The organism is Actinomadura sp. NPDC048394, assembly GCF_040651755.1.
GTDB classification, from domain to species: domain Bacteria; phylum Actinomycetota; class Actinomycetes; order Streptosporangiales; family Streptosporangiaceae; genus Spirillospora; species Spirillospora montaniterrae.
The window spans coordinates 116820-131477 of sequence record NZ_JBEZJL010000026.1 but is presented as its reverse complement, the minus strand read 5'-3'; the positions used below and the strand labels follow the sequence as shown (position 1 = coordinate 131477).

Sequence of the window (14658 nt, the reverse complement as noted above, 5' to 3'; positions counted from 1 at the left end):
GGGGCTGGGGGCGGCCCCCGCGCACCCGGGGGGGGCCGCCCGCGCGGCGCCCGCCCGCCCCCCCCCCCGACGCGTGTCTGCCGCGGAACGGAGCACCGCCGGGGGACGCGATACTCAGCCGTCGCGCGAGCGCGCTACCTGACCGTTGGGGGGCGAAGCCGAAGGCGAGCCCCCCAACGGGAAGATCGCGAAGCGATGCCGCGCTCGCCCAAGCGCGGCCAGGGGCCGAGCCGCTAGGCGAGGTCGCTGGGCCGTGGTTGCAATGAACGCGGCAGTGCGTCTACCGAGCCGCGCAGGTCCTGGCGGACCTTCGCGGCGAGCGCCCTCGTCGCGGCCCGGTTGAGCGCGGCGCCCGCGGCGGCGCCGGTCAGCAGCGGGCCCATCGTCGTCAGGTGGCGGCCGAACGTGCGCATCATCCGCTTGCGCAGCGTCGCCTTGGCCGCCGAGCCGAGCGCGCTGGTGAACGTGCCGCCCTCCAGCGGGTTGACGCCGCGCTGGCGCGCCCAGGAGGTGACGAACGCCGCGCCGCGCGCGGTGCCCGAGCCCTGCACGCTGACCCCGTACACCTCGTGCAGCTCGGCGATCAGCTTCACCTCGATCGCCGCGACCACGAGGGTCTCGGCGGCGATCTGGGCGGGGGCGGTCAGCAGCAGCGGCGGAGCGGCGAACTCCACCGCGGCGAGCGCGCCGCCCGCCGCGCCCACGGCGGTGGTGGCGTTGCCCGCCACCTTCACCAGGTTGTCGGCGAGGTCCTCGCCGGCCAGCCCGTGGTGGTGGCGGCTCAGCGTCTCCAGATCGCGGATCGGGATGTGCGGGGCCGCCTCGATGAGCAGGTCGGCGAGCAGGCGGCCGCGGGCGATCCCGGCGGCGCCGGCCCGGCGGGCGCCCTGCCCGAGCAGCCGGGCCAGCCGGCCGAGCAGCCGCCTCCGGGTCTCCCGGTCCATCTCCTCGTCGCCGGCGAGCCTGCCGATCAGCTCGCCGACCTCCGTGGAGCCGCCGCCGTGCGCCGGCTCCACGTCGTCGTGCCGTCGTTCCAGTTCTCCCGTCATGCCGCTCCCGGTGGTGCCTCTCGCGAAGGGCCGATCCCCGGACGTGTCAGGCGGCGCACTCGCGGCAGACCGGCTGGCCGTTCTTCTCGGTGGCCAGCTGGCTGCGGTGGTGCACCAGGAAGCAGCGGGTGCAGGTGAACTCGTCGGCCTGCCGGGGGACGACCCGGAAGGTCAGTTCCTCGTTGGACAGGTCGGCGCCGGGCAGCTCGGCGACCTCACCGGCGTCCAGGTCCTCGTCGATGATGCTGGCGGCCTTGTCGGCGCGCCGGGCCTGGAGCTCCTGGAGGCTGTCCTCGCTCAGGTCGTCGTCTGTCTTGCGTGGGCTGTCGTAGTCGGTCGCCATCTTCTATCTCCATCCCCCTCAGTGCTTTATGCGCCCCGTCGCGCGGAACTAACGCTCGGGGGACCGTTCTTGTGCCCGATCCGGGCGGGAAATTCTGTCACGGTTGGTGAGCTGTGACACACGAGGCGCGACCGTTCCCACGAGTGACACCGATCACCCGTTTCCCATCCTCGCGTTGTGTCGTCCGTCACACGCCCCGCCGGTGCTCCGGCATGCTCCCGAAGGGCCGGTGCGCCTGCCGGGGTTCCCGCGGCGGCGGGGATCATATCGGTCCCGGGAGCGTTGCGCGCGCCGACCGGCCCGCGGCGCGCGGGACGGCTCGAACCGGCTGGTGGACCGCTGAACCAGACGCTTCGGTGAAACGTCTGAACTAACGCGATATCGTGCCCGCCTGAGGTCGGGGGCCGGGCTCGCCGGCACCGGCGGGGCCGGTACGGGCGCCCGGGCCTTACGACGGGGTCCGGACGCACCATGTCGCGGGACATCACTGCGGGTCACTGGAGGATCAGATGCCGGATGCCGCTCCGCTGGAGCCGGGCGATCCCAGGGCACTGGGTCAGTTCGAGGTCGTCGGCCGGCTCGGCGCCGGGGGGCAGGGCGCGGTCTTCCTCGGCCGGGCCCCGGGCGGCGAGTACGTGGCCATCAAGCTGCTGCACGCCCAGATGGCGAACGACCCCGCGGCGCGCGCCCGCTTCACCCGCGAGGTGTCGGCGGCGCAGCGGGTGGAGCCGTTCTGCACGGCGCGGGTCCTCGAGGCCGACGTGCACGGCGACCAGCCGTACGTCGTCAGCGAGTTCATCGACGGCCCGTCGCTGCACGACGTGGTCGCGCACAACGGCCCGCTCGGCGCCGACGAGCTGGAGCGGCTCGCGATCGGCACGGTGACGGCCCTCGCGGCCATCCACGAGGCCGGGATCGTGCACCGCGACTTCAAGCCCAACAACGTCATGCTGGCGTCCGACGGCCCGCGCGTCGTGGACTTCGGCATCGCCCGGACGGTGAACTCGCAGGAGAGCGCCGTCACCGCGACGGGGATGGTCGTCGGGACGCCCGGCTACCTGGCGCCCGAGCAGCTGACCGGCGCGCCGCTGACGCCCGCGGTGGACATCTTCGCCTGGGGCGCGACGATGGTGTTCGCGGCGACCGGGCAGTCGCCGTTCGAGGCCGACACGCTGCCGGTCATCATCAACCGCATCCTCAACGAGGACCCGGACCTGTCGGCGCTGCCGCCCGGCCCGGTCCGCGACCTGGTCGCGCGGTGCCTGTCCAAGGACGCGGGGCTGCGCCCGCCGGCGCCGCAGCTGCTGCTGAACCTGCTCGGGGCGGTCGGCGCCGCGCCGTCGAACCCGGGGGCCGGGCAGGAGGACCTGCTCAACCAGGGCACCCGGATCGCCGCGCAGATGCCGGCGCCGCCGCGGGTGCCGCCGGCGCCGCGCCCGCAGCCGCCGCAGCAGTCGATCACCCCGCCGCCAATGCCGCTGCACCAGGGCGGGATGCAGGGCGGCATGCAGGGCGCCGGCGTGCAGGGCGGCATGGGCGGGCCGGCGACGCCGCCCCCGCAGCCGATCACGCCGCCGCCGATGCCGATGTACCAGGGCGGCATGCAGCCCCCGCCGCCGCCGAACATGCCGATCGGGCAGCGGCCCCCGATGCAGCCGATGCAGCCGCCGCCGTCCTACGGGCCGCCGCCCGCCAAGTCGAGCTCGCCGGGGCCGGCCATCGCGATCGGGTGCGGCGCGCTGGCGCTGCTGGCGATCATCGGCGTGGTGGTGTTCGTCATCATCGCGTCCAACAGCGACGACAACCCGGATCCGACGCCGCCGACGTCGTCGGTCTACACGCCGCCGACCGACGACACGACGACGGCCCCGGCCCGGGGCGGGCTGGTCGGCGTCTGGGACGGAAACGGCTACCAGCCGAACGCGCCCGCCGGCCACCAGAACTTCAAGGCGGAGTTCGCGCTGGTCTACACGCACGGCACCGCGAAGTACGACTACGGCAGCGTGCAGCCGACCTGCTACACGAACCTCTCGCTCCTGTCCGGCGACGAGAGCAGTACTTACGTCGAGTACCAGGAGACGCCGATGGCGGGGCAGAAGACGGAGAACTGCGCGCCCGGCTACGTCAGGTTCGTCAACCCCGGCGGCAGCAGCATGCGGTGGGAGTGGCGGGAGACCCGCACCGCGGTGACCCCGGCGGCGTCCGGGACGGTGAGCGAGTGACCGCCGTCCGCCGCTGACCGGACCCGGACACCCGACGACCTCCGTCCCCTCCCCGAAGGATTCCGATGGCCGACATCCGCCCGCTCCGCCCGGGCGATCCGGAAAGGCTGGGCGACTACCGGCTGACGGGCCTGCTCGGGGAGGGCGGGCAGGGCGCCGTCTACCTCGCCGAGGACGAACCGGGCCACCGGGTCGCGGTGAAGCTGCTGCACGCGCGCTTCAGCACCGACCCGAAGGCCCGGTCGCGGTTCGCGGCCGAGGTCGCGGTGGCGCAGCGGGTCTCGGCGTTCTGCACGGCCCGCATCCTGGACTCCGACGTCGAGGGCGACCGGCCCTACATCGTCAGCGAGTACATCGACGGCCCGTCGCTGTCGGCGGCGCTGGCGGACGGCGGCCCGCGGCGCGGCGCCGACCTGGACCGGCTGGCGATCGGCACGATGACCGCGCTCGCGGCGATCCACCAGGCCGGGGTCGTGCACCGCGACTTCAAGCCGGCGAACGTGCTGCTCGCCGCCGACGGGCCGCGGGTGATCGACTTCGGCATCGCCCGGGCGCTCGACGCGACGGGCACGCTGTCCAGCACTGCCGTAGGGACGCCGGCGTACATGGCGCCGGAGCAGATCTCGGGGGCGCCGGTCGGCCCGGCGGCCGACGTGTTCGCGTGGGGCGCGACGATGGCGTTCGCCGCGACCGGCCGTCCGGCGTTCGGGCAGGACTCGATCCCGGCGGTCATGCACCGCATCCTGAACATGGCGCCGGACCTCGGCATGATGCCGGAGCCGCTGCGCGGCGTCGTGGCGGACTGCCTGAGCAAGGACCCGGCGCTGCGGCCCGCGTCGCAGCAGGTCCTGGCGACGCTGCTGACGCTGGCGGGGAACCCGCCGAAGCCCGGCGGCGCGGGCGGCGACGGGGCCGACGAGATGCTCAGCCAGGGCGCGGAGACGGCCGCCGCGGACTCGGCGCGGCTGCAGGCGGCGCAGTCCCCGCTGGGCGTCCGGCAGCCGCTGACGCCGCAGGCGCTCGGCTCGCATCCGCAGCTGGTGCAGCCGCCCCCGCCGCTGCACCAGCTGCCGCCGCCCCCGGCGCAGATGCCCGTGCCGCAGGCGCCGGGCGGGCCGTGGTCCGCGCCGTCCGCCTACGCGGGCGCGTCGACGTGGCCGTCCGGGCAGCAGCAGGGCCCGCCCGGGCCCGGAGTCGACATGACGAAGCCGGCCGGCACCCGGTCGCGCAAGCGGATCGGGATCCTGGCCGGCGCGGGCGGCGCCGCCGCCGTGGCGCTCGCGGTCACCGCCACCCTGATCATCGTCAACGCGAACGGGGACGGCGGTCACGACCCCGCCCCGCCCGCGGGCCGGACCGGCGGGACCCTGCGGATGTCGGTGTCGGACGTGAGCTCCGACCAGGGCGCCATCGACCCGTCGCACAGCTTCAGCGGCACCGAGCGGTTCCTCGGCAAGCAGCTGTTCACCGGGCTCACCGAGACCCGTCCGGACGGCACCATGGCCAACCGGCTCGCCACGAACATCACTCCGGACGCGTCCTGCACCAACTGGACGATCACCATCCGGGGCGGGACGACCTTCAGCGACGGAGAGCCGGTGGACGCGGCGGCGTTCGCGCGCGGCTGGGCGCGCAGCGCCGCGACCGCGACCGGCGCCGGCCCCATCCTGATGACCGACATCGACGGGTACTCGGACGTCTCGGCGGGCAAGGCCGACGCGCTGTCCGGCGTGCAGGCGTCCGGCGACACGCTGACCGTGCGGCTCACGACGCCGAGCTGCGACTTCCCCGCCCGTCTCGCCGACCCGGTCTTCGCACCGGTGCCGCGCGCGGCCGGGGCGTCCACCAACCAGACCTACAACATGAGCCCCGTCGGCAACGGGCCGTTCAAGCTCCAGACCTACACCAAGGGCAAGAGCGTCATGCTGGTCCGCAACGACCGGTACGCGTTCGCGAAGACGAAGCTCGACGGCGTCGAGGTCGACCTGACGTCGGACACCGCCCAGGGGCGCGCGTCGTTCGCCTCGGGCGAGACAGGCTGGGCCGCGATGCGCGGCACCGACCTCGCAAGCGCGCGCGGCACGAGCGGGCTCGTCATGACCACGCTGCCGTACACCCGGATGCTCGTCCCGATCACCGCGCGCGGGCCGATGAGGTCGAAGGAGGCCCGGCTCGCGGTCTCCTACGCGCTGGACCGCACCCAGCTCGCGCAGGTGTGGGGGCCCGCCGTGCGGCCCGCGCACGGGATCGTCCCGCCCTCGATCCCCGGGTTCGGCAAGCCCGGCGTGTGCGCGTCCTGCGACGCGACGGACCCGGTCAAGGCGAAGACGTCCGCCGCGCAGGCCGGTCTCGGCACGGGCACCACCGTCCGGCTGTACACGCAGCAGCAGCTGGCCAGCAACCAGGCCGCGGCGCAGGCCATCGTCGACCGGCTGGAGTCGGTCCTCGGCTGGAACGTGAAGATCGTGCAGGTCCCCGACTTCACCAGGTTCCGCAGCACCGTCGCGGCGGACGACGCGTCCGGGCTCGCCCTGTTCTCCTGGGGCCCCGACTACCCCGCGCCCTACACGATGCTGTGGCCGCTGCTGGGCGGCACCATCGTCGCGACGCCCAAGAACGACTACTACAACCTGTCCGGTTGGAAGAACTCCGGCTTCGACAACCTGATCTCCAACGCGGTCCGCACGCGCGATGCGTCCTCCCGCACCAGCCTGTACAAGCAGGCCGAGAAGACGGCGCTGGACGACATGGCGCTGATCCCGCTCGCCTACGACGGCGCCGGAGCGCTCGTCAGTGCCAAGTACGTGAACCTGAAACCGGACTACGACGGCGACCCGACCGTCGCGGCCGCCGCGCTGAAGTAGCGGCCGGGACTCAGCCGGGCTGGAGCCGGACGGTGACGATCAGCCCGCCGCCCGGCCGCGGCACCGCGTACACCGCGCCGCGGTGCGCCAGCACCACCGAGCGGACGATCGACAGCCCGAGGCCCGCGCCCTTCGCGGACTCGACCCGGTCGGCGTTCAGCCGCCGGAACGGCTCGAACAGCCGCTCGACCTCGTAGGCGGGCACCACCGGACCGGTGTTCTCCACCTGGACGGTGGCGTAGCCGTCGAGCATGCCGGTGCGGATCCACAGCTCGCCGCCCTCGGCGTCGTTGTGCTTGATCGCGTTCTCGACCAGGTTGGACACCAGGTGCTCCAGCAGCACCGGGTCGCCGAGCGCCGTCCCGGACGTCAGCTCCCGGTGCACCGCCACGTCGTTGTCGTGCTCGCGGCGCGCCGAGTGCTCCAGCACCGTCGCGGCGACCTCGGCGAGGTCGACGGGGTTGCGGGTGGTCAGCTCCCGCTCGCTGCGGGCGAGCAGCAGCAGGCCCTCGATGAGCCGCTCGTGCCGGGCGTTGGTGGCGAGCAGCGTCCTGCCGACGGTGCGCAGGTCGTCGGACGCCTCCGGGTCGCCGAGCGCGACCTCCAGCAGCGTCCGGTTGATCGCGAGCGGGGTGCGCAGCTCGTGCGAGGCGTTCGCGACGAACCGGCGCTGGGAGTCGAAGGCCTGGCCGAGCCGCTCCAGCATCGCGTCGAAGGTGTCGGCCAGCTCCTTGATCTCGTCGTCGGGGCCCTCCAGCGCGATCCGCTCGTGCAGGGTGCTCTCCGACAGCCGGCGGGCCGTCGTGGTGACCCGCTGCAGCGGGCTGAGCGCCCGGTCGGCGACGAACCAGCCGAGCACGAGGGTGATCACCCCGACCCCGGCGAGCGCCATCAGGGACCGGCCGACCAGCTGCTTCATCGTCTGCTCGACGAACTGGTGCTGCAGCTCGGCGGCCTCGGCGTCGGTGATGCCGAGGCCGATGACCTTCACGTTGCCGAGGATGTTGGCCATCAGCACCGACATCACGAACAGCAGCAGCGCCCCGGCCATGAAGAACAGCAGCCCGTACAGCAGGGTCAGCCGCAGCCGGACGCTCATCCGGCCGGGCAGCTTCTTCAGCTCGCCGAACGACGCGCCGCCCTCGCCGCGCCACGCGTTCCTGCCGCCGAACTCGGGGCCGGGGACCTGCTGCGGGCCGGGGCGCCGCCACCGGCCGGGACGCGCGGACCGCTCGTCCGCCCCCGGCTGCGTCTGCTGGGCCGCCGGCTCGCCCGGCCCACCCGGCCCGTGCTGCCCGTTCGGCTCGTTCTGCGGTGCGGATTCGGAAGTCAAAGGCGGTATCCCACTCCGGGCACGGTCTCGATGACCGGGGGGTCGCCGAGCTTCTTGCGCAGCGTCATCATCGTCACGCGGACGACGTTGGTGAACGGGTCGATGTGCTCGTCCCAGGCCTTCTCCAGCAGCTGCTCGGAGCTGACGACGGCGCCGTCCGCGCTGAGCAGCACCTCCAGCACCGCGAACTCCTTGCGGGTCAGCTCCACCACCCGCCCGTCCCGGGTCACCTCGCGGCGGGCCGGGTCGAGCGCGACGCCGGAGCGCTCCAGCACCGGCGGCAGCGGCGCCGCGGCGCGGCGGCCGAGCGCCCGCACCCGGGCGATCAGCTCGGCGAAGGCGAACGGCTTGGCCAGGTAGTCGTCGGCGCCGATGGACAGCCCCTCGACCCGGTCGTCCAGCTCCCCGGCGGCGGTCAGCATGATGATCCGCGCGGGGTAGCGCTGCGCCACCAGCTGCTTGCACACGTCGTCGCCGTGCACCCGCGGCAGGTCGCGGTCCAGGACGATCACGTCGTACTCGTTCACCCCGGCGCGGTCCAGGGCGCCGGCGCCGTCGTAGGCCACGTCCACGGCGAGCGCCTCGCGGCGCAGCCCGGTCGCGATCGCGTCGGCGAGCACCCGCTCGTCCTCGACGACTAGAACACGCACTCTGCGTCCCCCTCCGGTCGGGGCGCGGTCCGCCCCGTGGTCCCAGGTATGCCACGGAAGTCGTAAGACGCCCGTAAACACCTGTTCAAGGTGGCGTTCGCCGCGCCGCGTTAACTGGCGGCGTAAGGATCCGCGAAAATTGCACCGGCGAACAGGTTTACCTTCAGCCTACGGCTGGGTAGGCATGGGCACGATCCGGGAGGAGGCCCATGGGCGAGTTGTCACGCACGATTCAGCAGCGACTCGACGACGCGTACGCGTCGCTGCGCAGCGCCCACGCGGAAGGCGACACCTACCTGGCGGACATCCGTCAGGAGGAGATCAACGAACTGCGCCGGATCGCAGCGAACAACGACATCGGCGTCGAACCACCCCGCTGCGACTGAGACGCCCACCGCAGGGAGCCCGGGACGCCCCATGTCCCGGGCTCTTCTCGTACCGCCGGCCCGCTAGTCGGTGAGGGGGTCGAGGGGCGCCAGCAGGTCGTGCAGGGCCTCGAACGTGCCCGGCCCGGCCGCCATGGTCAGCTCCGGCCCCGGCGCGGCGCCGTGCAGGCCCTCGACGCGCCCGCCCGCCTCCTGCACGATCAGCGCGCCGGCGGCGATGTCCCACGCCTGGACGCCGCGCTCGTAGTAGGCGTCGAGGCGCCCGGCCGCCAGCGAGCACAGGTCCACGCAGCAGGAGCCGCCGCGCCGGATGTCCCGGACGGCGGGGAGCACCCCGGTGAGCACGCGCGCCTGCGCGGCGCGCCGCACAGCGTCGTAGCCGAACCCGGTCGCCACCAGGGCCTGCGCCAGCGGCACCCGCTCGGTCACCCGCAGCTCGCGGGTGCCGGACGCGGTGTGCAGCAGCGCCCCGCCGCCGCGGTAGGCCGTGTACGACTCGCCGCGCCGCGGCATCTCCACCGCGCCCGCGACGGCTTCGCCGTCGACCTCGGCGGCGATGCTGACGGCCCAGTCCGGCAGGTCGTAGAGGTAGTTGACGGTCCCGTCGATCGGGTCGATCACCCAGCGGACGCCGCTGCCGCCGCCGTGCTCGCCGCCCTCCTCGCCGAGGAACGCGTCGTCCGGGCGGGCGGCCCGGATCCGCTCGATGATCAGCGCCTCGGCGGCCCGGTCCATCTGGGTGACGACGTCGGTCGGGGACGACTTGGTCTGCACCACGTCCGGGCCGCCGACCGGGCGCTTGTCGACCAGCATGCGGCCGGCCTCCCGGGCGGTCGCGGCGGCCAGCTCCAGCAGCTCCTCGGGCAGACTCAATTCCCCTCCTCCATCAGCAGGCGCGGCAGCGCGGCGAAGCGCGGGTCGCCGCCGGGCGTCGCCGCCCGGACGAACGCGATGCCCAGGTCGGCGGCGCGTCCGGCCGCCTCCACGTCGAGGTCGTACTTGACCTCCATGTGGTCGGAGACGAACCCGATCGGCACGGCCGCCGCCGCGCGGACGCCCTCGCCGGCGAGCTTCTCCAGGTGGTCGGTGATCTGCGGCTCCAGCCACGGCTGGGACGGCGGGCCGCTGCGGCTCTGGTAGACGAGGTCCCACGGGGTGCCGGGGGCGGCGCGGTCCGCGACGGTCCGGGCGGCCTCCTCCAGCTCGGCGACGTACAGCTCCCGGTTCGGCTGCGCCAGCGGGACGCTGTGCGCGGTGAACAGCAGCCGCGCGCCGCCGGGGAGCCGGCCGAGCGCGTCCCGCGTCGCGTCCACGAACGGGTCGAGGAAGCCGGGACGGTCGCAGTAGACGGGCAGCTTGTCGATCTCGGGCGCGCCGGGGACCTCCTCGCGTGCGCGCGCGATGTCCTGGAGGTACTGGTCGTTCGTGGAGTAGCCGCTGTAGGCGGACGTGACGAACGCCGCCGCGCGCCGGATCCCGTCGTCGCGCATCTGCCGGACCGTGTCGGCGAGGTACGGGGTCCAGTTCCGGTTGCCCCAGTACACGGGCAGGTCGACGCCGTGGGCGGCGAAGTCGGCCTCGATGGCGGCCTTCAGCTCCCGGCACAGCCGGTTGATCGGGCTGACCCCGCCGAACAGGTGGTAGTGCTCGCCTACCTTCTCCAGCCGCTCGCGCGGGATGTTGCGGCCCCGGGTGACGTTCTCCAGGAACGGGATCACGTCCTCGGGCCCCTCCGGCCCCCCGAAGGACAGCAGAAGCAACGCGTCGTGGGACGTCATGCCTCCATCCAACCAGCCCCCTCCTGGTGCCCCGCCACGGGTGGAGCACCGGCCGCCCGGATCAGCTGAACCGCGCCGCGTACGCCTTCGCGAGGTTCAGGACCTTCTGGACGTACCAGTCGGCGTGGTTGTAGTGCCAGATCGCCCGGTACAGCTGCTGCCCGCCGCGGCCCGCGCCGTTCGCGCACAGGTACTTCGCCGCGCCCGGGATCGCGTCGTAGGGGTTCATGATGTCGGCCTTGCCGTCCCCGTCGCCGTCCACCCCGTAGGTCTTCCACGTGGCCGGCATGAACTGCATCGGGCCGAGCGCGCCGGCGCTGGAGCGGCCGGCGTTGCGGCCGTGGTCGCTCTCGACCTGCCCGATCGCGGCGAGCACCGTCCAGGACAGGCCGGGGCAGGTGGTGGCGGCCTGCTTGTACAGGTCCAGGTAGCTGGTCGCCTTCCCGCCGGTCCCGGACGACTGGTACTTGGCGTCGTGCAGGTTCACCACGTTCGCGCCCGCGCCGAGGATCTTGCGGACCGCCGCGACGACCTTCGCCGGGCTGACCCCGGGCGCGTTCACGAGCACCGCGACGTTCGGGACGAGGCCCATCTGCGTCCCGGACCTCTTGCTGACCAGCATGTTGATCCCGGGCAGGCCGAGGTCGCCGGAGCCGCCCATGGTCAGCTTCGGGATCGTCCGGCCGACCACCGGGTACTCGTAGCCCTGGGTCAGCTGCAGCTGCTTGGCGGCGTCCGGCGACACGACGAACCGGTCGGCGGCGAGCGCCGCCCACAGGTCGGTCCGCTTCGCGGTGCCGGGCGGCGTCCAGGAGCGGAACGAGGACGGGTCGACCGCGAACGCGTTCACCTGCCGGCCCTGGAGCTGGACGGCCCCGCCGGCGACCGCCACGACGTCGCGGACCTTCTTCAGCTTCGCGATCTTGGCGATCTTGGCGGCGGAGATGGACCCGGCCTCGGCGGCGAGCACGTCCGGCGGGACGACCCGGCGCAGCGGCGCGACCTGCCCGTCGTCGACGACCTTCACCGGGTCGCCCTGGCCCGCGCTCGGCGGCGTGTCGCCGTGCTGCGCGCCGGGCGAGGCGGCGTGCCCGGAGCCGTCCGTGGTCAGCGCCGCGTAGACGCCGGCGGACGTGCTGGCGACGGCGAGCGCGGCGATCGTCGCGATGAGCGGCGGCAGGGCGCGGTGCGGACCCTTGCGCGCCGGGCCCGCCGGTCCGGCCGGGGCGCCCTGCGACGTCCGGCCCTTGCGCTTCTTCTTCTGCGGCCTCTGCCGGGGCGGGCGCGCGGCGGGCGCCCCGACGGGGGCCGCGGCGTCCGGCGCCCCGCCCTCGGCCGCGCGCGGTGCTGATGGAGGAGCCACAACATTTCCCAACGAGTGTCGCTACGGGTGAGTTACACGTCTTGGCACTTCTTTCCCCCAGGTAACGTGATCATGGGGCTGAAGTCGAACGATGGGGGCCGGGGGCGCCCTCCTCCCGGTGGGGAGGGGAGTCGCGGATGTCCGGTCCGTACCGGGAGCTGCTGTCGGTTCCCGGCGCCCGGCCGTTCGTCGCCGCCGGGTTCGTCGGCCGCATGTCGATGTCCATGGTGGGGATCGGCATCGTCCTTCTCGTGTCCGCGGTTACCGGATCGTACGGTATCGCCGGATCCGTGACCGCGACGCTGTCCATCGCCTACGCGGTCGGCGCCCCGCTCAGCGCCCGGTACGCCGACCGGTACGGGCAGCGCCGCGTCCTCGTCCCGCTCGTGCTGGCCAACACCGCGAGCTTCGCCGTGCTGATCGTCTTCGCGCTGGCCGGGCTGCCGGTGTGGACGCTGTTCCCCGCCGCCGCGGCCGCCGGGCTGACGCAGGTGTCGCTGGGCGCGTGGGTGCGGGCGCGCTGGTCGCACGTCCTGCGCGACTCCCCCACCCGGCTGCACACGGCGTTCTCGTTCGAGTCCGTCGTGGACGAGGGCATCTTCGTCACCGGGCCGCTGGTCGTCACGGCGCTGGCCACCGGGGTGCACCCGGCGGCGGGCCTCGGCGCCGCGGCCGCCTGCACGCTGGCGGGCTCCCTGGCGCTCGCGGCGCAGCACGGCACCGAGCCGCCGCCGCGCCCGCGCGCCCCCGGAGCGCGCGGCGGGGTGTTCCGCAACCCCGGCGTCGTCGTGATCACGCCGGTGTTCCTGGCGCTCGGCATGGTGTTCGGCGCGATCGACGTCAGCGGCGTCGCGTTCGCCCAGGAGCAGGGGCACAAGGCGCTCGCCGGCGTGCTGCTCGGCTGCTACGCGCTCGGCAGCGGCACCGCGGCGCTCTGGTACGGGGCGCGGCACTGGCGGCGCCCGCTCGCCCGCCGCTTCCTCGCCGGGCTGGGCCTGCTGACGGCCGGGCTCGTCCCGCCGGTCCTGGTCGGGAACCTGTGGCTGATGATGGCCGTGGTGTTCTTCTCCGGGCTGGCGATCTCCCCGACGATCATCCCCGGCTACGGGCTGGTGGAGCGGCTCGTCCCGCCGCACCAGCTGACGGAGGGGCTGGCGCTGGTGTCCACGTCCGTCGGGGTGGGGGTGGCGGCCGGGTCGTCGCTGTCCGGACGGGTCGTGGACGCGTACGGCTCGCACGCCGCGTTCCTGGTCCCGCTGGGGTCGGCGGTGGCGGCCGCGCTGATCGGGCTGGCGGGCTCCGGCGCCCTCGGTAAACGTGAACTTTCCTCACGATCGATTGCCGAGTAGAGTCGGCGCATGTCACCCGTGACCCACCAGAAGTGGCAGAACTGGGCGGGAAACCAGCAGGCCACCCCGCACCGCGTCGCGACCCCCGGCAGCACCGCCGAGGTGGCCGCGGCCGTCCGGTCCGCCGCGTCCGACGGCCTCACCGTCCGGATGACCGGCACCGGCCACTCCTTCACCGGCGCCGCCGTCGCCGAGGGCGTGCTGCTGCGCCCGCACGCGCTCACCGCCGTCCGCTCCGTCGACACCGCGACCGGCCTGGTCACCGTCGAGGCCGGGCTGCCGCTGCACGCGTTCAACCGCGTCCTCGCCGAGCACGGCCTGGCCCTGGCCAACATGGGCGACATCCAGGAGCAGACCGTCGCGGGCGCCCTGCAGACCGCCACGCACGGCACCGGGCGCGACGCCGCCGGCCTCGCCTCCCAGGTCGCCGCCCTCGAACTCGTCCTCGCCGACGGCTCCACCGTCACCTGCTCGCCCGACGAGCGCCCCGAGCTGTTCGACGCGGCCCGCGCCGGCCTCGGCGCCCTCGGCGTCGTCACCGCCATCACGTGGAAGACCGTCCCCGCCTTCGTCCTGCGCGCGCAGGAGGAGCCGATGAAGTGGGACGAGGTCCTCGCCCGCGTCGACGAGTTCGACGACGCCAACGAGCACTTCGAGTTCTACTGGTTCCCGCACACCGAGGGCTGCCTGACCAAGCGCAACAACCGCGTCGAGGGCCCCGCCGAGCCGCTGTCGAAGTTCAAGTACTGGATGGACGACGAGTTCCTGTCCAACAAGGTCTTCGGCGCCGTCAACCGGCTGACGCACCTGGCCCCCGCCACGACGCCGTTCGTCAACGGCATCTCCGCCAAGGCGCTCGGCGCCCGCACCTACAGCGACACCTCGTACAAGGTGTTCACCAGCCCCCGCACGGTCCGCTTCAAGGAGCAGGAGTACGCGATCCCGCGCGAGGAGCTCGTCCCCGCGCTGCGCGAGCTGCGCTCCCTGTTCGCCCGCAAGGACTGGCGGATCAGCTTCCCGATCGAGGTGCGGCTGCTCCCCCAGGAGGACGCCTGGCTGTCGATGGCCCACGGCCGCCGCAGCGCGTTCATCGCCGTCCACGTCTACTACAAGGACCGGCACCAGGAGTACTTCCGCGGCGTCGAGGACCTCCTCACCGCCCTCGACGGCCGCCCGCACTGGGGCAAGCTCCACACGCGCGACGCCACTTACCTGGAGAAGGTCTACCCCCGGTTCACCGACTTCCAGCGGCTGCGCGACGAGCTCGACCCCGACCGCCGCTTCGCCAACCCCTACACCCGCCAGGTCTTCGGAGACTAGA

12 protein-coding genes are annotated in these 14658 nt (G+C 73.7%); 5 read left to right on the top strand and 7 right to left on the bottom strand.

Going from position 1 to position 14658, the window contains the following annotated elements; translation table 11 throughout:
- Window positions 1-233: 233 nt before the first annotated feature.
- Together AB0C78_RS20845 and AB0C78_RS20840 are read right to left on the bottom strand one after the other, a co-directional pair.
- Entirely contained in the window at window positions 234-1049 is an 816-nt protein-coding gene (locus tag AB0C78_RS20845) for a hypothetical protein (protein WP_360750268.1), read from the bottom strand.
- A 46-nt stretch (window positions 1050-1095) separates the two neighbouring features.
- Window positions 1096-1392, bottom strand: a complete 297-nt coding sequence (locus AB0C78_RS20840; RefSeq protein ID WP_117404125.1) for a DUF4193 domain-containing protein — start codon at window positions 1390-1392, stop codon at window positions 1096-1098.
- 509 nt (window positions 1393-1901) lie between these two features.
- On the opposite strand from AB0C78_RS20840, the gene AB0C78_RS20835 reads away from it, so the two are divergent.
- Both AB0C78_RS20835 and AB0C78_RS20830 read left to right on the top strand, forming a co-directional pair.
- The gene (locus AB0C78_RS20835) at window positions 1902-3614 is read left to right on the top strand and encodes a serine/threonine-protein kinase (RefSeq protein ID WP_360750266.1); all 1713 of its coding nucleotides are present in this window, start codon (window positions 1902-1904) and stop codon (window positions 3612-3614) included.
- 65 nt (window positions 3615-3679) lie between these two features.
- Complete coding sequence (locus AB0C78_RS20830) at window positions 3680-6478, top strand: ABC transporter substrate-binding protein (RefSeq protein ID WP_360750264.1); 2799 nt, start codon at window positions 3680-3682, stop codon at window positions 6476-6478.
- A 10-nt stretch (window positions 6479-6488) separates the two neighbouring features.
- Here the strand turns inward: AB0C78_RS20830 and AB0C78_RS20825 are convergent, their stop codons facing one another.
- Together AB0C78_RS20825 and AB0C78_RS20820 are read right to left on the bottom strand one after the other, a co-directional pair.
- Window positions 6489-7811 carry a HAMP domain-containing sensor histidine kinase gene (locus AB0C78_RS20825; RefSeq protein ID WP_360750262.1) on the bottom strand — a complete coding sequence of 441 codons (1323 nt, stop codon included), beginning with the start codon at window positions 7809-7811 and terminating at the stop codon, window positions 6489-6491.
- Window positions 7808-8461, bottom strand: a complete 654-nt coding sequence (locus AB0C78_RS20820) for a response regulator transcription factor (protein ID WP_151543415.1) — start codon at window positions 8459-8461, stop codon at window positions 7808-7810. The genes AB0C78_RS20825 and AB0C78_RS20820 overlap by 4 nt, the downstream gene beginning before the upstream one ends.
- Before the next feature lie 209 nt (window positions 8462-8670).
- Between AB0C78_RS20820 and AB0C78_RS20815 the strand changes: the two genes are divergently transcribed.
- Window positions 8671-8847 carry a hypothetical protein gene (locus AB0C78_RS20815; RefSeq protein ID WP_190859996.1) on the top strand — a complete coding sequence of 59 codons (177 nt, stop codon included), beginning with the start codon at window positions 8671-8673 and terminating at the stop codon, window positions 8845-8847.
- A gap of 63 nt (window positions 8848-8910) precedes the next feature.
- On the opposite strand, the gene AB0C78_RS20810 is transcribed toward AB0C78_RS20815, so the two are convergent.
- From AB0C78_RS20810 to AB0C78_RS20800, 3 genes are all read right to left on the bottom strand, one after another.
- On the bottom strand, window positions 8911-9720 hold the full coding sequence (locus tag AB0C78_RS20810) for an inositol monophosphatase family protein (RefSeq protein WP_360750259.1): 810 nt from the start codon (window positions 9718-9720) through the stop codon (window positions 8911-8913).
- Entirely contained in the window at window positions 9717-10625 is a 909-nt protein-coding gene (locus tag AB0C78_RS20805; RefSeq protein ID WP_151543417.1) for a ferrochelatase, read from the bottom strand. Before AB0C78_RS20805 ends, AB0C78_RS20810 begins: the two co-directional genes overlap by 4 nt.
- A gap of 61 nt (window positions 10626-10686) precedes the next feature.
- Entirely contained in the window at window positions 10687-11988 is a 1302-nt protein-coding gene (locus AB0C78_RS20800) for a lytic transglycosylase domain-containing protein (protein ID WP_360750257.1), read from the bottom strand.
- Window positions 11989-12125: 137 nt separating this feature from the next.
- On the opposite strand from AB0C78_RS20800, the gene AB0C78_RS20795 reads away from it, so the two are divergent.
- Window positions 12126-13337 (top strand): MFS transporter, encoded by a 1212-nt coding sequence (locus tag AB0C78_RS20795; protein ID WP_360750255.1) that lies wholly within the window; start codon window positions 12126-12128, stop codon window positions 13335-13337.
- Window positions 13338-13346: 9 nt separating this feature from the next.
- On the top strand, window positions 13347-14657 hold the full coding sequence (locus AB0C78_RS20790; protein WP_360750253.1) for a D-arabinono-1,4-lactone oxidase: 1311 nt from the start codon (window positions 13347-13349) through the stop codon (window positions 14655-14657).
- Window position 14658: the final 1 nt, after the last annotated feature.

Excerpts from the sequence above, each read along its gene's own strand:
- AB0C78_RS20835 (WP_360750266.1), top strand. The coding sequence starts at position 1,902 with ATGCCGGATGCCGCTCCGCTGGAGCCGGGCGATCCCAGGGCACTGGGT.
- AB0C78_RS20845 (WP_360750268.1), bottom strand. The coding sequence starts at position 1,049 with ATGACGGGAGAACTGGAACGACGGCACGACGACGTGGAGCCGGCGCAC.
- AB0C78_RS20805 (WP_151543417.1), bottom strand. The coding sequence starts at position 10,625 with ATGACGTCCCACGACGCGTTGCTTCTGCTGTCCTTCGGGGGGCCGGAG.
- AB0C78_RS20830 (WP_360750264.1), top strand. The coding sequence starts at position 3,680 with ATGGCCGACATCCGCCCGCTCCGCCCGGGCGATCCGGAAAGGCTGGGC.
- AB0C78_RS20815 (WP_190859996.1), top strand. The coding sequence starts at position 8,671 with ATGGGCGAGTTGTCACGCACGATTCAGCAGCGACTCGACGACGCGTAC.
- AB0C78_RS20795 (WP_360750255.1), top strand. The coding sequence starts at position 12,126 with ATGTCCGGTCCGTACCGGGAGCTGCTGTCGGTTCCCGGCGCCCGGCCG.
- AB0C78_RS20840 (WP_117404125.1), bottom strand. The coding sequence starts at position 1,392 with ATGGCGACCGACTACGACAGCCCACGCAAGACAGACGACGACCTGAGC.
- AB0C78_RS20790 (WP_360750253.1), top strand. The coding sequence starts at position 13,347 with ATGTCACCCGTGACCCACCAGAAGTGGCAGAACTGGGCGGGAAACCAG.